The sequence below is a fragment of the Neptunitalea lumnitzerae genome (genome assembly GCF_027924185.1).
In the GTDB taxonomy this organism is placed as follows: Bacteria; Bacteroidota; Bacteroidia; order Flavobacteriales; family Flavobacteriaceae; genus Neptunitalea; species Neptunitalea lumnitzerae.
This window is the reverse complement of sequence record NZ_BRVO01000003.1, coordinates 78,039-97,169: the sequence shown is the minus strand read 5'-3', so window position 1 is coordinate 97,169 and position 19,131 is coordinate 78,039. Positions and strand designations below refer to the sequence as shown.

General features: G+C 34.0%; 17 protein-coding genes and 1 pseudogene. 11 read left to right on the top strand and 7 right to left on the bottom strand.

What is annotated here, in order from left to right; genetic code table 11:
• Positions 1–141 precede the first annotated feature (141 nt).
• Both gyrA and Y10_RS12720 read left to right on the top strand, forming a co-directional pair.
• Entirely contained in the window at positions 142–2,655 is a 2,514-nt protein-coding gene (gene gyrA / locus Y10_RS12725; protein WP_281765787.1) for a DNA gyrase subunit A, read from the top strand.
• A 29-nt stretch (positions 2,656–2,684) separates the two neighbouring features.
• Positions 2,685–3,953, top strand: a complete 1,269-nt coding sequence (locus tag Y10_RS12720; RefSeq protein ID WP_281765786.1) for a tetratricopeptide repeat protein — start codon at positions 2,685–2,687, stop codon at positions 3,951–3,953.
• Between the two features lie 300 nt (positions 3,954–4,253).
• Here the strand turns inward: Y10_RS12720 and rmuC are convergent, their stop codons facing one another.
• The 3 genes from rmuC to Y10_RS12705 form a co-directional block, all read right to left on the bottom strand.
• Positions 4,254–5,615: a DNA recombination protein RmuC gene (gene rmuC / locus Y10_RS12715; RefSeq protein ID WP_281765785.1), complete on the bottom strand. Its 1,362-nt coding sequence runs from the start codon at positions 5,613–5,615 to the stop codon at positions 4,254–4,256.
• 127 nt (positions 5,616–5,742) lie between these two features.
• The gene (locus Y10_RS12710; protein ID WP_281765784.1) at positions 5,743–6,093 is read right to left on the bottom strand and encodes a hypothetical protein; all 351 of its coding nucleotides are present in this window, start codon (positions 6,091–6,093) and stop codon (positions 5,743–5,745) included.
• A gap of 93 nt (positions 6,094–6,186) precedes the next feature.
• Positions 6,187–6,579 carry a hypothetical protein gene (locus Y10_RS12705; RefSeq protein ID WP_281765783.1) on the bottom strand — a complete coding sequence of 131 codons (393 nt, stop codon included), beginning with the start codon at positions 6,577–6,579 and terminating at the stop codon, positions 6,187–6,189.
• Positions 6,580–6,701: 122 nt separating this feature from the next.
• Here Y10_RS12705 and Y10_RS12700 point away from each other — a divergent pair, with 122 nt between their 5' ends.
• Positions 6,702–8,255, top strand: a complete 1,554-nt coding sequence (locus Y10_RS12700) for a pectinesterase family protein (RefSeq protein WP_281765782.1) — start codon at positions 6,702–6,704, stop codon at positions 8,253–8,255.
• A 1-nt stretch (position 8,256) separates the two neighbouring features.
• Here the strand turns inward: Y10_RS12700 and Y10_RS12695 are convergent, their stop codons facing one another.
• Positions 8,257–8,916 carry a spermidine synthase gene (locus tag Y10_RS12695; protein ID WP_281765781.1) on the bottom strand — a complete coding sequence of 220 codons (660 nt, stop codon included), beginning with the start codon at positions 8,914–8,916 and terminating at the stop codon, positions 8,257–8,259.
• An 86-nt stretch (positions 8,917–9,002) separates the two neighbouring features.
• Here Y10_RS12695 and pyrR point away from each other — a divergent pair, with 86 nt between their 5' ends.
• The 8 genes from pyrR to Y10_RS12655 all read left to right on the top strand — a co-directional run bounded on the left by pyrR (position 9,003) and on the right by Y10_RS12655 (position 16,052).
• A complete protein-coding gene (gene pyrR, locus Y10_RS12690; protein ID WP_281765780.1) occupies positions 9,003–9,542 on the top strand; it encodes a bifunctional pyr operon transcriptional regulator/uracil phosphoribosyltransferase PyrR in 540 nt (179 codons plus the stop codon).
• 25 nt (positions 9,543–9,567) lie between these two features.
• Complete coding sequence (locus tag Y10_RS12685) at positions 9,568–10,494, top strand: aspartate carbamoyltransferase catalytic subunit (protein ID WP_281765779.1); 927 nt, start codon at positions 9,568–9,570, stop codon at positions 10,492–10,494.
• A gap of 3 nt (positions 10,495–10,497) precedes the next feature.
• Positions 10,498–10,836, top strand: a complete 339-nt coding sequence (locus Y10_RS12680; RefSeq protein ID WP_281765778.1) for a ribonuclease Z — start codon at positions 10,498–10,500, stop codon at positions 10,834–10,836.
• A 3-nt stretch (positions 10,837–10,839) separates the two neighbouring features.
• Positions 10,840–11,745: a ribonuclease Z gene (locus Y10_RS12675; RefSeq protein WP_281765777.1), complete on the top strand. Its 906-nt coding sequence runs from the start codon at positions 10,840–10,842 to the stop codon at positions 11,743–11,745.
• Between the two features lie 125 nt (positions 11,746–11,870).
• Positions 11,871–12,518: a pyridoxamine 5'-phosphate oxidase gene (gene pdxH / locus Y10_RS12670; protein ID WP_281765776.1), complete on the top strand. Its 648-nt coding sequence runs from the start codon at positions 11,871–11,873 to the stop codon at positions 12,516–12,518.
• A gap of 9 nt (positions 12,519–12,527) precedes the next feature.
• On the top strand, positions 12,528–13,013 hold the full coding sequence (locus Y10_RS12665) for a SixA phosphatase family protein (RefSeq protein WP_281765775.1): 486 nt from the start codon (positions 12,528–12,530) through the stop codon (positions 13,011–13,013).
• Between the two features lie 3 nt (positions 13,014–13,016).
• Positions 13,017–15,128: a polyphosphate kinase 1 gene (gene ppk1, locus Y10_RS12660; protein ID WP_281765774.1), complete on the top strand. Its 2,112-nt coding sequence runs from the start codon at positions 13,017–13,019 to the stop codon at positions 15,126–15,128.
• Positions 15,129–15,140: 12 nt separating this feature from the next.
• A complete protein-coding gene (locus tag Y10_RS12655) occupies positions 15,141–16,052 on the top strand; it encodes a Ppx/GppA phosphatase family protein (RefSeq protein WP_281765773.1) in 912 nt (303 codons plus the stop codon).
• 33 nt (positions 16,053–16,085) lie between these two features.
• On the opposite strand, the gene miaE is transcribed toward Y10_RS12655, so the two are convergent.
• The 3 genes and pseudogenes from miaE to dnaX all read right to left on the bottom strand — a co-directional run bounded on the left by miaE (position 16,086) and on the right by dnaX (position 19,077).
• The gene (gene miaE / locus Y10_RS12650) at positions 16,086–16,667 is read right to left on the bottom strand and encodes a tRNA-(ms[2]io[6]A)-hydroxylase (protein WP_281765772.1); all 582 of its coding nucleotides are present in this window, start codon (positions 16,665–16,667) and stop codon (positions 16,086–16,088) included.
• A 154-nt stretch (positions 16,668–16,821) separates the two neighbouring features.
• On the bottom strand, positions 16,822–17,355 hold the full coding sequence (locus Y10_RS12645) for a DUF1697 domain-containing protein (protein WP_281765771.1): 534 nt from the start codon (positions 17,353–17,355) through the stop codon (positions 16,822–16,824).
• Positions 17,355–19,077: pseudogene (gene dnaX / locus Y10_RS12640) on the bottom strand (DNA polymerase III subunit gamma/tau). Before dnaX ends, Y10_RS12645 begins: the two are co-directional and overlap by 1 nt.
• Positions 19,078–19,131: the final 54 nt, after the last annotated feature.

Genomic DNA, 19,131 nt, shown 5'->3' with positions numbered 1-19,131 from the left:
TGACCTACTGTTTTTTCAACCTTTATAATAGTTTTAACTGTTAATAAATTGCGAAAAAAAAGAAAATCAGACGCTTTTAAAGCCCTATAATTTCCTTATATTAGCGTGTTTATTAAAATAGCGTTTAATTAAATTTTTGATATGGCTGAAGGGGAAAAACTGATTCCTATTAATATTGAAGATGAAATGAAATCGGCTTACATTGATTACTCAATGTCCGTTATTGTTTCCAGAGCTTTGCCAGACGTAAGAGATGGTTTAAAGCCTGTTCATAGAAGGGTTTTATATGGAATGTATGAACTTGGAGTTCTTAGTAATAGAGCATATAAAAAGTCTGCTAGAATTGTAGGAGAAGTTTTAGGTAAATACCATCCACACGGAGATAGTTCTGTATATGATACCATGGTGCGTATGGCTCAGGAATGGAGTTTACGTTACATGTTAGTAGATGGACAGGGTAACTTCGGGTCTGTAGATGGTGATAGTCCGGCGGCAATGCGTTATACGGAAGCACGTATGCGTAAAATTGCAGAGGACTTGTTGGCAGATATTGACAAAGAGACAGTAGACCAACAATTAAATTTTGATGATACTTTAAATGAGCCGGTAGTACTACCTACCAGAATACCTAACTTATTAGTGAATGGTGCTTCTGGTATTGCTGTAGGTATGGCAACCAATATGCCTCCTCACAACCTTACCGAGGTAGTAGACGGTACTATTGCATATATAGATAACAACGATATTGAAATAGATGAGCTTATACAGTATGTAAAAGCTCCTGACTTTCCAACAGGTGGTACTATTTATGGGTATGACGGTGTTAGAGAGGCTTTCAAAACCGGTAGAGGTAGAGTTGTTATTAGAGCAAAGGCACACTTTGAAGAAGTTCAAGGGAAAGAATCTATCGTAGTTACTGAAATTCCTTATCAGGTGAATAAAGCAGATATGATTAAGAAGACTGCTGACCTTGTTAACGATAAGAAAATTGAAGGTATTTCTACTATTAGAGATGAGTCTGACCGTAAAGGGATGCGTATTGTATACGTGTTAAAGCGTGATGCTATACCTAATATTGTATTAAACTTACTTTATAAATATACCTCATTACAGTCTTCTTTTAGTGTAAACAATATTGCATTAGTAAAAGGAAGACCACAAATGTTAAACCTTAAAGATATGATTCACTATTTTGTGGAGCATAGACATGAGGTGGTTGTAAGAAGAACAGAGTACGAATTGCGTAAAGCAGAAGAGCGTGCTCATATCTTAGAAGGGTTAATTATTGCATCTGATAATATAGATGAAGTAATTGCTTTAATAAGAGGTTCTCAAAGTCCTGAAGAGGCTAGAAATAAGTTGATAGAACGCTTTAGTCTTACTGAAATTCAGGCACGTGCTATTGTTGAAATGAGGTTACGTCAGTTAACCGGACTTGAACAAGATAAGTTGCGTGCTGAGTACGAAGACTTAATGAAGTTTATTGACGATTGTAAAGATATCTTAGCGCGTAAAGAGCGTAGAATGGATATTATTAAAACTGAACTTCTAGAGGTTAGAGAAAAGTACGGAGACGAAAGAAGATCTAAAATAGAATATGCTGGTGGTGATTTAAGTATGGAAGATATGATTCCGGATGAGCAGGTGGTAATTACCATTTCTCATGCAGGTTATATTAAAAGAACACCACTTTCAGAATATAAAACTCAGAACAGAGGAGGGGTAGGACAAAAAGCATCTACTACCAGAAACGAAGATTTCTTAGAATATTTATTTGTGGGTACTAACCACCAATATATGTTATTCTTTACTCAAAAAGGAAAATGTTTCTGGATGCGTGTATTTGAAATACCAGAAGGTAGTAAAACCTCTAAAGGTAGAGCTATCCAAAACCTTATTAATATAGAAATGGACGATAAGGTGAAAGCCTTTATTTGTACACAAGACCTTAAAGACGAGGACTATATTAACAATCATTTCGTAATGATGGCTACCAAGAAAGGGGTGGTTAAGAAAACAGCTTTAGAAGCATACTCTAGACCAAGACAAAATGGTATTAATGCTATTACCATTAGAGAAGGAGATGAATTGTTAGAAGCTAAATTAACTACAGGAAATAGCCAGGTAATGTTGGCTGTTAAATCTGGTAAAGCTATTCGATTTGAAGAAAGTAAAACCCGCCCAATGGGAAGAAGTGCTTCTGGGGTTCGTGGTATTACGTTAGCAGATGATAATGATGAAGTAGTAGGAATGATTGCTGTTGAAAATCCGCAAGAAGAAACAGTGTTAGTGGTTTCTGAAAACGGATATGGTAAACGTACCTATATAGATGATCCTGAAGATGGTGAACCTGTATACAGAATTACAAACCGTGGAGGTAAAGGAGTTAAAACAATTTCTATTACTGAGAAAACCGGAGGTTTAGTTGCTATTAAGAGTGTAACAGATTCTGATGATTTAATGATTATTAATAAATCTGGTATTGCTATTCGTCTTGGATTAGAGAATTTACGTATCATGGGTAGAGCTACACAAGGGGTTAAATTGATCAATATTAAAGGAAATGATTCAATTGCCGCAGTAGCTAAGGTGATGAAAGAAGAAGAGGATGTAGCTGGTGAAGACGAGATTGGAACGGAAATTGAAGAGAATTAAAAACTAACGTAAATTAAATAGAAATAAAAATGAGAAATAAGCTAATAATGGGAGTGGTACTTATGACAGGTATGCTTTCATTTGGTCAAAAAGATGAAATAAAGAATGCAGAGAAGGCTCTTAAGAAAGAAGCATATACAGAGGCTTTAGATGCAGTATCTTCAGTGGATGGTGCTACCGCTGATGATAAGTATAAAGGAAAGTACTATTACATTGTTGCAAAATCTAATTTAGAGTTAGGAACTAAAGATGGTTTTGATGTGCCTACTATTAATAAAGGTTTAGAGGCTGTAGATAAACTAATAGCTTTTGAAGAGCAAGAAGGAAAGTCTAAGTATACTGACGAACTTAAGCAATTAAGAGCAGATAAAGCACAAACTGCTGCTACTGCTGCTTACGAAAAGTATAAAGCTGAAAACTATGCTAGTGCTTCTCAAGATTATGAGATGGTATTTAAACTTAGTCCTGTAGATACTACCATGATGTATTATGCAGCTGTAAGTGCAGGTTTAGCAAAAGAATACGACAGAACAACAGCTCTTTATGAAGGCCTTTTAGATATGGGTTATGAAGGTGTTGATGTTACTTATGTGGCTATAGAAAAAGAAACAGGAGAAGAGAAAAGTTGGGGAGATGCCGCTACACGTGACCTTATGGTTAAAAGTGGAGACTATATTAATCCTGAAGATAAAAAATCAGTATCTAAAAGATCTGAAATAGTTAAAAACTTAGGTGTTCTTTATATTCAATTAGGTGAAAATGATAAAGCTATTAAAGCTTTTGAAACGGCAAGAGAAGCAGATCCTAACGATATAAACTTGATTATTAATGAGGCTACTATTTACTATCAGATGGAAGATTATAGTAAATTTAAGGAGTTAATGGCAGAAGCTTCTGCAATGGCGCCTGATAATGCTGATATTCAGTATAATATTGGGGTAGCTAATGGGCAGATGAAAGACTATGAAGGTGCTAGAGCTGCTTACAAAAAAGCCTTAGAGATTAAGCCAGATTATAAAAATGCTGTGTTAAACTTATCAGGTTCTTATATTGACGAAGCAAATGGTTTAATTGAAGAGTTAAACAAGCTTGGTAATACTCAAGAGGAGATTAAAAAATATAATGCTTTAGTTGAAAAACGTGAGGGAATATATAAAAAATCTGCTGAGGTATTAGAAGAGTATTTAAAAGCTTCTGGTACTAACGATTCTGATATTTTAGAGCAATTAAAGCAAATTTACGGTGCTATTGGTGATTCTGAAAACTATGCTAGAGTAAAAGGTTTATTAGGAGAATAATTAATTCCTTTAGACAGATAATATAAAACGAGGGCATTGCCCTCGTTTTTTTGTTGGTTTAAGTGTCATAAAAAAATCCCTAAACCTTCTTCCTTATGTTTAGGGATTCATTTTTTTGACTAATACAATGTATAGAGATAGTTGGTTTACCATATGTTGGGTTGTTGTGTATACTACTAGTCAAAAAAGTATTTTCTATACAGTAAACAACTCTTAACTACTCTTCACGTGCTTTCAAATTATGAAATATTTTTTAAAATTCCTTGATAAATTGAAATAAGTAAGGAATATATGCAAGTTTTAAAGCAAAGTTTCTTCGTCTTCAGCTCTAGATAACCATTTTTGATCTATTTGTTTACTAGCTTTAGCACCAAGTTTTTTAAGTTTTTCAACTTTAGTTAGTAGGTTTCCTCTACCGGTTAATTTAGTCATAGTGCCAGAATAAGTGTTTTGCACTGTTTGTAGTTGTTTGCCTATCTTTTCAAAATCTTCTAATAAGCCTTTAAATTGGTCATACAATCTACCTGCTTGTATAGCTATATCTAAAGCATTTTTATGCTGTTTCTCGTTCTGCCACATACTGTCAATAGTACGTAACGTTGCAAGTAGGGTAGAAGGGGTAACAATTACAATATTTTTTTCAAATGCCCAGGTGTATAAATTGGTGTCTAATTGTGAAGCTGCAGCAAAAGCAGGTTCTAACGGAATAAATAAAAGCACAAAATCTGGACTCTCAATTTTGTAAAGCTCATGATAGTTTTTAGCACTTAATTGCTCTACGTGCTTTTTAACCGACAGTAAATGCTCTTTTAATAAGGATGGTTTTAATGCTTCATCTTCTTCGTTTACATAACGCTCGTATGCAATTAATGACACTTTAGAATCCACAATCATTTTTTTGTTTTCAGGTAAATGAATAATTACATCGGGTAATACTCGTTTTCCTTCTTCGGTGGTAAAGCTGTTTTGTACGGTATATTCACTATCCTTTTCTAAGCCAGATTTTTCTAATACACGCTCAAGTACTAGTTCTCCCCAATTTCCTTGCATTTTGGTGTCTCCTTTTAGGGCTTTGGTAAGGTTGCTTGCTTCCTTTGTAATTTGTTGGTTTAATTCTTTAAGACTTTTTAATTGCTCTGTCATAGAGGCATGTCTTATCACATTTTCCTTATTAGAGTCTTCTACCTTTCTCTCGAAAAGTTGAATTTTCTCTTGTAGCGGACTTAGTATATTTTTAATGTTCTCTTTGTTCTGTTCGGTAAACTTAGAGCTTTTTTCATCTAGTATTTTATTGGCTAGGTTTTCAAATTCCTTTGTGAATTTTTCCTGTAGTTTCTCTAATTCTCCTTTTTGTTCAGTAGAACGTTCATGTAGGTGTATATAATCTGCTTCTTTTTTAGAAAGCTGAATGGCTATAGCCTCTTTTTCCTGACGTATTTTTTCAGTTTCGGTATGGTATACATCTAACTGTTTTTGAAACTGATCTTTCTGTTGTAGCCACTGTTGTTCAATAGTTTGCTGTTGTGCTGTAAGGGCGTCTAATTTGGCTTGTAACCCTTGTGCTACAGCATTGTTTTTAGAGGTAGTAATGGTTTTACCAATGTAGAAGCCAACACCTGCTCCTAATACTAATGTAAGTATAGCAATAATAGTTTCTGACATGAAATATTGATTTTTTTTAGCGAGGTAAAGATAAAAATAAATGAGTGAACATACTTTACTACTATCTATGTTAATAAAAAACACCTGTGTACTGCACAGGTGTTTTTTAACTTGTATGTTAAGTAGCTTATTCTACAACAGAAAGCTCCCCGCTTTCTAATGCCTTGTTTAGATCTACTGTAACTGTTTTATAAAATCTGAAAAACTTTTTACCATCTTTTCTAGCAACAGATACTTTATTGTTTGCATGTACTTCAGTAATTACAACAGGAGTGTTGTATACGCTTTTGTAGCTGGCAATAGTACCTCTCTTTACTAGAGTGTTTAACTTTGGGAAATCTATGTGGTAAAACTGATTTCCTTCAGGGGTATTAATTATAAATACATCTCCTTGCTTCGGTTCGTTTACTAAACTACTAGGAGTAAATGCGGTTGTTATAGCAAAAATAAAAGCTATAAAACATAGTTTTTTTAACATTGTTATGCGACGTTTAATTAGTTGTCGCAAAAATAAAATCTACCCGTATTTTAAAGTAATACAATGGTGCTTTTAACAAACTGTTAACTACTGTTATTCTTCGTATATTAATACTGGTTCTCCGTCTTCACAAGTTACATCTATAGGAGCTTGAGGTACATCACAAGTGGAAGAAATACCCCATTTTTCATTGTAAATTTCTTCAAAGCTATTGTAGTCTTCAAGATATGCAAAAAAGGTAACAGTATCAATGGTTGTGTTGTAAGCTATATATCCTTTAGGTCCACCACATGCTTTTACACCTATAGGGGCAAAATCCCATTCGCTTTCATCGGTACAGGGTACGCTTTTAGCAAATTCTTCTACTCTCGTCTGTTTTTCTTGAAGTTTTACAGTGTCTTCATCTTGTGTTAGCTCATAATCGTCTACACAACTAAAAAAGGCTAAACTGAAGATTGCTAATAAAGTGTAAGATAAATATTTCATGTTATGTGTTTTTTAATAGATGTACCTTTAAGATAAAGGTTGCGTTATGGTGCAAATTTAAAATTAATTACTTAAGTGTTATGTGTAAAAATTCTTATCTTTTAAGTTAAAATTAAAAGGGGATGAAATTTAACATAACAAGTAGTGTTAGTACTTTTTTTAAAGTTCTAATGTTCTTTTTTACAGCAACCATTAGTTATGCGCAATCTGGGAATATTGTTTCTATGCAACCAGAACCAGGTAGAAATGGTGTGCCTATAGATACACAGCTAAAAATAAAATTTAAAAACACCCCTGAGTTAGGTGTTGCTGGTAAGATTAAGATATATGATGCCAAAACAGATAGTTTAGTAGATGTGTTAGATATGAGTATACCACCAGGCCCCACAGAACCGAATAAGGTGAAAGCACCGTACATTAAAAACCCATATAAATATGAAAGTACCAATTATACCAATATAAACACTAAAGCAGGTACACCTTCAGGTGGTGCAGAACCTACTTCAGACGCTTATCAGTTAACTATTATTGGAAGGTTTACAGATGGGTTTCACTTTTACCCAGTTATAGTAAATGGTAATGAGGCTACTATTTATTTACATAACAATATGCTTACTTATAATACGAGCTATTACATAACTATTGACAAGAGTGTATTTGTAGTAGAAGGGCAAGAATTTAAAGGAATTACAAAGCAAGATGATTGGGTGTTTTCTACTAAGAAGAAAGCTCCGTCTCATGTACATACAATTACTGTTGCTGCTGATGGTTCAGCTGACTTTAGCACGGTACAAGGGGCTATTGATTTTGTGCCTGACTATAAAAAAGAACCGACTGCCATTTATATTAAAAATGGGCGTTATGAGGAGATTGTATATTTTAAAAACAAAACCAATGTAACTTTTAAAGGAGAAAGTAGAGAAGGGGTAGTGGTGTGTTATAGAAACAACGAAGTATTTAATCCGCATCCTGTAAATGTAGCAACAAATGAATGGCCAGGTACATACCCATCTAGAAGAGCAGCCTTTATGGTAGATAACTCTACAGGTATATTATTACAAGATTTAACTATTGAGTCTATTAATCCGGAACCTGCACAAGCAGAAGGGCTCTTAATTAATGGCGCAGAAAATGTAGTTAAGAATGTAACTATCATTGGTTCGGGGGATGCTTTACAAGCTAATGGATCGGCTTATTTTTATAACGTTTCAGTTACTGGGATTGGGGATAATATACTGGGTAGAGGACCATGTTATTTTGAAGAAAGTACGTTTATTACAACAGGTGGCCCGCATATGTGGATACGTAATACGAAAGCAAATCATGGCAATGTATTTAAAAAATGTACTTTTAAAAGTATAGGAGATGCTGAGGCTGTGATTGCCAGAGCTCCTGTAAATAAAAAATTCACTTATCCGTATGCAGAGGCTGTATTGTTAAATTGTAGATTGCAAGGTGTAGTGCCCGAAGGTTTTGGGCCTGTAGGTGGAGAGACGTCCAACATACATTTTTGGGAATATAATAGCATTAGCTTAATTGATGGTAAACCTGTTGATACTTCTAAAAGACATCCTGTCACCAAACAATTAACTTTGCCTAATGATAAAGATGTGATAGAAAACTACCGTAATCCTGCGTATATTTTAGGAGATTGGGTGTTACCATTTATTGAGTAGTTTATTTTTTGTGTCCTATTAATAATGTATTGGTGCCACGTACTTTTTTGAAAAATTGAAGATGGAAATATTTTTTGAAATAGTCTTCTAAAGTGTGGGCATGTGTTTTGTTGGTATGTGATAGTGCTGCATTAAAAATAAACCAACCTTTATGAGCGGTGGTATTGTTAATAAGATTAGAGAAATTTTGGTTATAGGCTAAATCAGGTACTTCCGTATCTATAAATAAGTCAATAATAACAAGATCAAAACTGTTCTTGTTGTGTTCTAGAAATTTAAAGGCGTCATCGTTTAGAATGGTTGTATTTTGGTTGTTGGTAATACCAAATTCTTCTTTAGCAATAGTAATCATTAATGGGTCAATTTCTACAGCTGTAATTTCTTTTTGGTAGTTAAACTTTTTTCTAAGAGAATCTATTACACTGCCAGCCCCCATACCTAAAACCAAAATGGAGTTTATATTTTGAAGTGGAATCTTTTTTAAGCCAAAGTTTAGAATCTTTTGCAAAGAACCGTACGAGTAATTGGCGTTTTCTGTATCTACCATTTTTTTACCGTTGAACATGGTAATTTCTATGGTGCCGCTATAATCAGATTCGTAGGTGTTTGTGGTTACCGGCATTAGGTAACTAATAATTTTGGTAAATAGTTTTTTTTTCAAACTTATTTCGTATTTTAAATGAGCAAGTAAATTTATAAATAAAAAATCCGTAATTTTACAAACCAAATACTTTTGGAAATATAATTATGAGTCAAAAAGTTCTTCTTTCTTCAAAAGAGATAAATGTAATCCTTCATCGTTTGGCTTGTCAACTCATTGAAAATCATTTAGATTTTAACGATACAGTGCTTGTTGGTATACAGCAAGGGGGTGTATTTTTAGCAGATAGATTGGCTAAGATGTTGTCGGAGATGTACGATATACACAATTTAAAAGTAGGCTACTTAGATATCACTTTTTACAGAGATGATTTTAGAAGAAGTGGAAAGCCTTTAGAAGCGAACTCTACCAAAATAGATTTTTTAGTAGACGATAAAAATGTAGTTTTTATTGATGATGTATTGTATACAGGTAGAAGTATACGTGCAGCTTTAACGGCAATTCAATCTTTTGGTAGACCTAAAAATGTAGAGCTGTTAACGCTTATTGACAGAAGATTTAGCAGGCATTTGCCAATACAGCCTACTTATAGAGGCAGACAGGTAGATGTTATAAACCAGGAAAAGGTAATAGTACACTGGGAAGAAAATAACGGTGAAGATGCTATATACCTTGTAAATAGATAATAAACTTACTTCAAAATAAAAGAAAATGAGTGAATTAAGTGTACCACACTTATTAGGGATAAAGTATATTAACGAGGCAGATATTCAATTAATATTTGAAACGGCCGATCATTTTAAAGAGGTAATTAACAGACCTATTAAAAAAGTGCCTTCGTTAAGAGATATAACTATTGCCAACTTATTTTTTGAAAATAGTACAAGGACGCGTTTGTCTTTTGAGTTAGCAGAAAAACGTTTATCTGCAGATGTTGTAAACTTTTCTGCAGCGCAATCATCAGTTAAAAAGGGAGAAACTCTTATAGATACGGTAAACAATATACTGTCTATGAAAGTAGATATGGTGGTCATGCGTCACCCAAATCCTGGAGCTGGTGTGTTTCTATCTAAAAATGTAAAGGCTAGTATTGTAAATGCCGGAGACGGTGCACATGAACACCCAACACAAGCGCTGCTAGATTCATATTCTATACGTGAGAAACTTGGCGATGTAGCTGGTAAAAATGTGGTTATTGTGGGAGATATTTTGCACTCACGAGTTGCTTTATCAAATATCTATGCATTACAATTACAAGGAGCTAATGTAAAGGTTTGCGGACCCAAAACATTAATTCCTAAATATATAACCTCTTTAGGGGTAGAAGTAGAAACCAACTTGCAAAAGGCAATTGAATGGTGTGATGTGGCTAATATGTTACGTATTCAGAATGAGCGTTTGGATATTAGTTATTTTCCATCAACAAGAGAATATGTTCAGCAATACGGATTAACAAAAGCAATGCTGGATAGACTAGACAAGAAAATTGTAGTAATGCACCCAGGACCAATTAACCGAGGTGTTGAAATTACAAGTGACGTGGCCGACTCTGAACAAGCTATTATTTTAGATCAGGTAGAAAATGGGGTAGCTATTCGGATGGCGGTAATTTATTTATTAGCTTCTAAAATAAAATAGATTATGATTGTAACTAAAAGTGATAACACAAGTATTGTTACCAACGAGAAAATGGCGGTAACCGACTTTGTAGCGAAACTAAAAGATGCGTATAACGACATTAAGAATGATCATATTATTATTAATTTGTTCTCTATAAACAAAGTGGTAGATAGTGATATGCTAGAGTTTTTGCCAATGTCTAACGAGCATAGAGCTAAACGAAAATCTTTTGTTATAGTAGCTAGCGGTATTTCTTATGAAAAGTTACCAGATGAATTAGAAGTAGTACCTACTTTACAAGAAGCGCACGATCTTATTGAAATGGAAGAGATTGAGCGTGATTTAGATTTTGAAGAATAAAGAATGAAGGTTACTATTTTAGGTTGTTATAGCGCTACTCCACGTACTTTAAATAATCCAACATCGCAGGTGTTGGAAATTAATAATAGAATCTTTCTTATAGATTGTGGTGAGGGTACGCAGGTGCAACTTAGAAAACACAAGATTAAATTTTCTAGAATAAAACACGTATTTATTTCCCATCTGCATGGAGACCATTTTTTTGGGCTTCCGGGGTTGGTATCTACGTTTCAAATGCTTGGTAGAGATACCGAGCTACATATCTATGGCCCAAAGGGAATTAAAGAGGCTGTATTGCTATATTTAAAATTAGGAAACTCTTATACATCTTATCCGCTTATTTTTCATGAATTAACCAGTACAGAACAAGAAGTTGTTTTAGATGATGAAAAAGTGACGGTAAGTACTATACCTTTAAAGCATAGGGTCTATACCAATGGTTATTTATTTGAAGAAAAACCAAAGGAACGAAAACTAGATGTAAATGCCGTTTTAAATTTTGAGATTGATAAGTGTTATTATCAGAATATTAAAAACGGTAAAGATGTGGTGTTAGATGATGGTAGTGTAATTAGTAATGATAGGTTAACTTTTGACCCGCCACCTAGTAAAAGCTATGCTTTTTGCAGTGATACTATTTATAAGCCAGATATTGTACCTTTAATAAAAGGGGTTACGGCGGTATATCACGAGTCTACTTTTTTAAATAAACATCAACATTTATGCGATCATACCAAACATTCTACAGCCTACCAGGCGGGATTGATTGCAAAGGAAGCTAATGTTAAGAATCTTATTTTAGGACACTATTCCACTCGTTACGATAACATTACAGATTTTAAAAAAGAAGCACTAACCGTTTTTGATACCGTACATTTAGCAGAAGACGGAAAAGTGTTTGAATTTTAAGATTGCTATTTTCCAAACTTATACAGTAAGGTGTTTGTAAAATCTTTATAAAAATTAAGTAAACACCTGTCTAAGTACTTTTAAAAGATAAGTAGAACTCGTAAATTGCTTATCAAATTGAGAGTATGCAAAAAGATTTAAGCGATTATAGAAAAGTATATAAAAAGAGCGAGCTCTTAGAAGAGCAAGTTCCTGAGAACCCTATGCAATTGTTTCAAACTTGGTTTTATGAAGTAGATAGCCAAGACAGTGTAGACGAGGCGAATGCTATGAGCATTTCAACGGTGGGGTTAGATGGTTTTCCAAAAACCAGAGTAGTTTTACTTAAAAAATATACACACGAAGGTTTTATCTTTTATACCAATTACGATAGTGAAAAGGGAAAAGCTATTGCTGCCAACCCAAATGTATGTATTTCTTTCTTTTGGCCAGGATCAGAACGTCAGGTAATTGTAAAGGGTACAGCAGAAAAAGTACCTTATAACATGTCTGATGGGTATTTTGAATCTAGACCTCATGGCAGTCAGTTAGGGGCTTTAGTTTCTCAGCAGAGCTCGGTAATAGCTAACCGAAGTGTTTTAGAAAACGAGTTAGGAGTTTTAGAAGAGCAGTTTAAAGGAAAAGAAGTACCTAGACCACCACATTGGGGTGGCTACATTGTAAAGCCTATTTCTATTGAGTTTTGGCAAGGAAGACCTAATAGGTTGCACGATAGAATTAGATATACCTTAGAGGAAAGTTTGGATTGGAAAATAGAGCGACTAGCTCCTTAAAAATATATCATGAAACACGTGATTTTTATTAGACATGGAAAGTCTTCATGGGATTATGACTTTGCAGATGACCTTAGACCTTTGAAAAAAAGAGGGGTTGAAGATGGCAAATTAATAGGCGAAACATTGGCAACTTGGAATATTAAGCCCGATGCTATTTTTTCTAGTCCTGCTAAAAGAGCTTATAGTACCTGTGAGATTATTTGTGAAAAAATTGGTTTTGATATAGATAATGTTGAAATTTCAGATTTATTATATGATTTTGATGGGAAATTAGTGTTGAATTTTATTAAAAATATAGAAGAAGATATTGATACGGTGATACTTTTTGGGCATAATCATGCGTTTACCGCAATTGTAAATGATTATGGTAGTATGGCTATACCAAATGTACCTACTACTGGTGTGGTATGGCTTTCTTTAGACACAAATGATTGGCACCAAATAGAAAAAGGTGTCACTAAAAAAACACTATTCCCTAAGCAATTAAAATAATTCATGGATTCTGTAAAAAAGCAATACGTAAATAGAGAGTTAAGCTGGTTAAAATTTAATGCCAGGGTATTACAAGAGGCAGCTGACCCATCGGTACCTTTATTAGATAGATTACGCTTTATAGGTATATTTTCTAATAACCTAGATGAGTTTTTTAAAGTAAGGTATGCTACTGTTAAAAGAATTGCGCACTCTTCTGAGACAGGGGAGAATGTGTTAGGAGGTACAGCTGCAAAAGATTTATTAGAAGATATTACCGAGATTGTAATTAAGCAACAATCTGAAAGCTTAGAGATTCTTGATGAAATTCACGAAGAGCTGAAAGAAGAGAAGATATTTTTGATAACTGAAGATATGGTGCTTAACGAGCACAAAAGTTTTATTAAAGATTATTATTTAACAAAAGTTGCTCCGGCTTTAGTTACTATCATTCTTAACGAGCTTAATGAGTTTCCTGTTTTAAAAGACAGTGTAGCGTATTTAGCTGTTAAAATGGTTTCTCATCAAGATAAGTCTTCTTCGGGTATCAAACGTTTGCTTAAACCGGTTTCTGGGAAAAAAGAAAGTAGATATGCCTTAATAGAAGTACCAAGATCTATTGATAGGTTTGTGGTATTGCCTAAGGTAGGTGATAATAATTATATCATCATGCTAGATGATCTTATTAGATATTCATTAAATAACATTTTCGGGATTTTTGAATACGATGAGATTTCTGCACATATGATTAAAATTACCCGTGACGCTGAGCTTGATATAGATAATGACCTTTCTAAGAGTTTTATTGAAAAAATACACAGCAGTGTTAAGGGAAGAAGCAGTAGTGAGCCAGTACGTTTTGTATACGACGAGGAAATAGAGAAAGATACCCTTAAGTTTTTAATGCAAAAAATGGGTATTGACGATATGGATAGTGTTATACCTGGTGGTAGATATCACTTTAGAAGAGATTATATGGGCTTCCCTAATTTAGGTAGAAATGATTTACAGTATAATAATTATCCGCCATTACCTATAAAAGGGTTAGATATGGAGGGTAGATTATTGCCTGTAATAGCCCAGAAAGATTATTTGCAGTATACACCTTACCATACGTTTGCTTATATCATAAGGTTTTTACGTGAAGCAGCTTTAGACCCAAAAGTAAAGTCTATTAAAATAACCATTTACAGATTGGCTAAAATTTCTCAGGTAGCCAGTTCTTTAATTAATGCGGTTAAAAACGGAAAAAAAGTAACCGTGCAAATAGAGTTACAAGCTCGTTTTGACGAGGAAGCTAATATTAGATACGCTGAGCTTTTACAGGCAGAAGGTGTAAATTTAAAATTTGGGGTACCAGGTTTAAAGGTGCATAGTAAAATATGTGTTATAGAGCGTTTGGAGGAAGGTAAAACCAAATTATATGGTTTTATTAGTACTGGTAACTTTAATGAGTCTACAGCTAAAATATATACTGATTATACAATCTTTACTTCACATCAGCCAATATTGAAAGAAGTAAATAAGGTATTTGAATTTTTTGAGACTAATTACCGTATACACAAGTACAAGCACCTTATAGTTTCGCCGCATTACACCAAGAGTGCATTTTCAAAACTAATTAAAAATGAAATTCGTTTTGCGGCTGTTGGTAAGCCTGCCTTTATAAAATTAAAAATGAATAGTTTAACCAGTTACAAAATGGTAGATAAACTATATGAGGCAAGTAAAGCGGGAGTTAAGATTCAATTGATAGTTAGAGGGGTGTGTTGTTTAGTTCCGGGTATTCCTGGGCTTAGTGAAAATATAGAAGTAATAAGTGTGGTAGATAAGTTTTTAGAGCACCCACGTTTGTACATTTTTGGTAACGGAGGAGATCCGTTATACTATATTTCTTCTGCAGATTGGATGACACGTAATATAGAAAATAGGGTAGAGGTAAGTTGCCCAGTGTATGACGAGGATATTAAGAAAGAGTTGATGGATACCTTTGAAATTTGTTGGAGTGATAATGTAAAGGCGCGTGTGATTAATGAGCAACAAAATAATAAATACCGAGTTAACGATAAACCTAAAGTACGTTCTCAAATAGCTACTTACGAGTACTATTTACACAAGAATAAAGTGCTGAAATAAAATAATTAGAAGATGAAAGTAAGAAAGTTTGCCGCTATAGATATAGGTTCAAATGCCGTACGTTTATTAATTGCCAATGTAATGGAAATGGATGGGCTACCCCCAACGTTTTCAAAGAGTAGCTTGGTAAGGGTGCCTATTCGTTTGGGTACCGATGTATTTTTAAATGGAGGTGTTTCCGATGAAAATGCAGCCCGATTGTTAGAATCTATGCAAGCGTTTAAACTTCTTATGGGGGTTCATAAAGTTGAGGCTTACAGAGCCTGTGCTACTTCTGCTATGCGCGAAGCTTCTAATGGAGCTGAGTTAACCAAGCATATTAAGAAAAAAACGGGTGTAGATATTTCTATTATTGATGGTTCTGACGAAGCTGCTATTATTGCGAATACCGATTTGCAGGCCTTGATTGAAGGGGATAAAACGTATTTGTATGTAGATGTAGGTGGTGGTAGTACAGAGTTTACAGTGTATTCTAATGGGGAAACAGTGGCGTCAAGATCATTTAAAATAGGTACAGTTCGTATTTTAAATGAAATGGTAAAACATGATACCTGGGTAGAAGTAGAGCAATGGATTAAAAATGCTACGAAAGATTTTGATAAAATATCACTTATAGGTTCTGGGGGTAATATTAATAAGATATTTAAAATATCTGGTAAAAAAGATGGAACTCCCTTATCTTATAAATACTTAAGTAGCTATTATCAGTTTTTGATGTCGTTTTCTTATGAAGAACGTATTTCAATTTTAGGATTGAATCAAGATAGAGCTGATGTTATTATTCCTGCGGCGCGTATTTATTTAAACGCTATGAAATGGAGTAAAGCATTAAAAATTTATGTACCAAAAATTGGATTGTCTGATGGTATTGTAAAAGGCTTGTATTATAGTACTATAGAAGGAAAAAAGGTAGATGCTGAATAAGCATCTACCTTTTTTATATTGTGCAATGGGCTATTAACCGTGCATGGTTTCTTTTGTACCTAGCTCTTTCATTATTTCGGCCTCAAAATTAAGTAGGTCTTGCCATTTTTTATCTACTTCTTCTCGTTTTCCGTATTTACGGGCAAACCCTAAAAACATGGTATAATGGTTGGCCTCACTTGCCATTAAGTTACGGTAGAATTCTGCTAATTCTGCATCGTTAATTTCTTCAGATAACAATCTAAAACGTTCACAACTTCTTGCTTCAATAAGAGCAGCATACAGTAATTTATTTACCATAAAATCTACTCTAGAACCACCTTTTGGGAAAAAAGTCATTAGTTTATTAACATATTCATCTTTACGGTCTCTTCCCAGAGTCCATCCACGAGCAATAATTTTGTCGTGTACCATTTTAAAGTGGCTAATTTCTTCTTTAACCAAAGCCGTCATTTCCTGTACTAAATCTGTATATTCAGGAAATAAAACAATAAATGAAATAGCAGTACTAGTAGCTTTTTGTTCACAAAAAGCATGATCTGTTAAAATTTCATGGATGTTCTTTTCAACAATGTTAACCCATCTAGGGTCCGTCGGAAGTTTTAAGCCTAACATAATAAAATGATTTTAGACAAAAGTAAGAAAATAAAAAAAGCATTTCCCCCTAACTAACAGAAATGCTTTTTTGAAATCATATATAGTGTCGCAATTTTTTCTATATACATTATATAGATGCGAGCGGTTGCAAAAGGTTGCGTATAAAAAATAATTATTTTGCTAGTTCCAGCAATTTATTGGTCGTGTTCCAATTTCTAGCAGTAGCATATGCGTTTAAATGTTTTTCAATGACTTTATTGGTGAGTTTAGATTTTCCTGCGGAAACACCGTAATAGACATATAAAACATTGTTCCCAAAATGTGCTTTATCTTCACCTAGGTTTAGGGTGTCAAATGCTGCTATCTGGTCTTGTGTAGGGGTTGTTTGTAGGTAGCATACGTACATTTTCTTTTTGTCAAAATCAGTTTGTTTTGAGAAAGGATTTTCATTTATAATAGCAGTTAGTTCTTTTGGGGTAAGAAGTATTACGGCTGCATTTTTAGTTCCAAATTCTTTTTCAATTTGCGCTTCAATAAGGGCAGTGTCTGGTTTTGTGTTACTTTCAAAAATAACATTACCACTTTGTATGTAGGTGCGTACATTGGTAAACCCCATTTGCTCCCAAAATGGGCGCAATTCAGCCATTTTTATAATGTTGGTGCCAGATACATTAATACTTCTAATAAGTGCAATATAGGTGTTCATTATAAGTCTAAATCAAATTCTTGGCGCAGTAAATCTATGTAAGGGTTAGCTTCTCTCAGTTTTTCATATTTTTCCTGTGGGGTAAATATGAATTTCTTAGAGGTTTCTTCATTTACCGTAACGTGTAATGAAAGGTCGTAGTTCTGAAGGTTTTTCTTTAGAAAAGCTAATAAGGCATTTTGCTGCTGAATAATATCGTGCTTAATACCTTCGTTCGGAGATTCAATCCAAATGGTGGTTTCATCTTTTAATTTTGGTGTATCTACTGTTAAATTAGAAGCCATGATTTTTTTACCATCGTCTTCTAGTTTAGCAACATATTTATTCCAAAATTCTTGCATCTGCGCTTCCGTAAATTTTTCTTTCGGAAGTTTAGTTTCATCTATAATAATCTCTCTTTTACTTTGCTCAAACTCTTTCTTCTTTTTGATACTATTTAAAGATAAGCCTGAAACGCGTTTAGGAAGATTTTTAAGATCTATTTTAGGTATTTCCTTCTTAGGAGTAGGGGCAGCACTTTCTACTGGAGCAGGTTTAGCTAACTCTTGAGGAGCATTTGCTTTTGTTTCTACCGTTTGTGGTGCTACTTTTTTAACTTTTACTTCTTGAGCACTGATAAAAAAGGAAGAAGGAATTATAAAGTGGCTACCTTTTTTTTTTTTCTCCATCATAATTGATAGAGGCAAGTTGCATTAGGCATAATTCTATAAGCAGTCGTTGGTTTTTGCTTGTCTTATAGTTGAGGTCGCATTCATTGGCTAATCTTAGAGCTTCTAGTAAAAATGGCATCGATGCTTTTTTACTTTGTTCTGCATACCTAAGTTTCGCTTCTTCACCAACTTCTAACAAAGATAAAGTAGCCTCATTTTTACAAACCATTAAATCTCTAAAATGACTTGCCAAGCCGGCAATAAAATGATGTGCATCAAATCCTCGACTTAGTATTTCATTAAATTGAACTAATAGTTCAGGTATTTGATTTTCTAAAATAGACTCTGTAGCCGTAAAGTAAGTTTCAAAGTCTAAAACATTTAAGTTTTCTGTTACTGCTTGTCTTGTTAGGTGTTTTCCCGAAAACGATACCACTCTATCAAAAATAGATAAGGCATCACGCATAGCACCATCTGCCTTTTGAGCAATAATGTGTAAAGCATCATCTTCAGCTTCAATACCTTGTTCTTCTGCTATGTAGCTTAAATATTCTTTAGCATCGGTAACAGTGATTCTTTTAAAATCAAAAATTTGACAACGAGAAAGAATCGTAGGTATAATTTTATGCTTTTCTGTAGTTGCTAAAATAAAAATAGCATGTTTTGGAGGCTCTTCTAATGTTTTAAGAAACGCATTAAAAGCAGCCGATGAAAGCATGTGAACCTCGTCAATAATATACACCTTGTATTTACCTACTTGTGGTGGTATACGTACTTGGTCTATTAAATTACGTATGTCATCTACCGAGTTGTTAGAAGCAGCATCTAGTTCAAAAATGTTGAATGCAAAGTCTTCATCTTCTGTTTCGGTACCATCTGCATTTATCATTTTAGCAAGAATACGAGCGCAGGTAGTTTTACCAACTCCTCTTGGCCCACAAAACAGTAAAGCTTGTGCTAAATGATTGTTATCAATAGCATTTAATAAGGTGTTGGTAATGGCTTTTTGGCCTACCACATCTTTAAATGTTTGCGGACGATATTTTCTTGCAGATACTATAAAGTGCTCCATACGTAAAGGCAAATATAAAAAAATGACTCCTTAATATGGCTAACTTATTTGGTG

Coding starts and splice junctions, on each gene's coding strand:
- gyrA (WP_281765787.1), top strand. CDS start 142: ATGGCTGAAGGGGAAAAACTGATTCCTATTAATATTGAAGATGAAATG.
- Y10_RS12680 (WP_281765778.1), top strand. CDS start 10,498: ATGATTGTAACTAAAAGTGATAACACAAGTATTGTTACCAACGAGAAA.
- Y10_RS12700 (WP_281765782.1), top strand. CDS start 6,702: ATGAAATTTAACATAACAAGTAGTGTTAGTACTTTTTTTAAAGTTCTA.
- Y10_RS12665 (WP_281765775.1), top strand. CDS start 12,528: ATGAAACACGTGATTTTTATTAGACATGGAAAGTCTTCATGGGATTAT.
- Y10_RS12675 (WP_281765777.1), top strand. CDS start 10,840: ATGAAGGTTACTATTTTAGGTTGTTATAGCGCTACTCCACGTACTTTA.
- rmuC (WP_281765785.1), bottom strand. CDS start 5,615: ATGTCAGAAACTATTATTGCTATACTTACATTAGTATTAGGAGCAGGT.
- Y10_RS12705 (WP_281765783.1), bottom strand. CDS start 6,579: ATGAAATATTTATCTTACACTTTATTAGCAATCTTCAGTTTAGCCTTT.
- Y10_RS12645 (WP_281765771.1), bottom strand. CDS start 17,355: ATGAACACCTATATTGCACTTATTAGAAGTATTAATGTATCTGGCACC.
- miaE (WP_281765772.1), bottom strand. CDS start 16,667: ATGTTAGGCTTAAAACTTCCGACGGACCCTAGATGGGTTAACATTGTT.
- Y10_RS12685 (WP_281765779.1), top strand. CDS start 9,568: ATGAGTGAATTAAGTGTACCACACTTATTAGGGATAAAGTATATTAAC.
- Y10_RS12710 (WP_281765784.1), bottom strand. CDS start 6,093: ATGTTAAAAAAACTATGTTTTATAGCTTTTATTTTTGCTATAACAACC.
- Y10_RS12655 (WP_281765773.1), top strand. CDS start 15,141: ATGAAAGTAAGAAAGTTTGCCGCTATAGATATAGGTTCAAATGCCGTA.
- pdxH (WP_281765776.1), top strand. CDS start 11,871: ATGCAAAAAGATTTAAGCGATTATAGAAAAGTATATAAAAAGAGCGAG.
- Y10_RS12720 (WP_281765786.1), top strand. CDS start 2,685: ATGAGAAATAAGCTAATAATGGGAGTGGTACTTATGACAGGTATGCTT.
- ppk1 (WP_281765774.1), top strand. CDS start 13,017: ATGGATTCTGTAAAAAAGCAATACGTAAATAGAGAGTTAAGCTGGTTA.
- pyrR (WP_281765780.1), top strand. CDS start 9,003: ATGAGTCAAAAAGTTCTTCTTTCTTCAAAAGAGATAAATGTAATCCTT.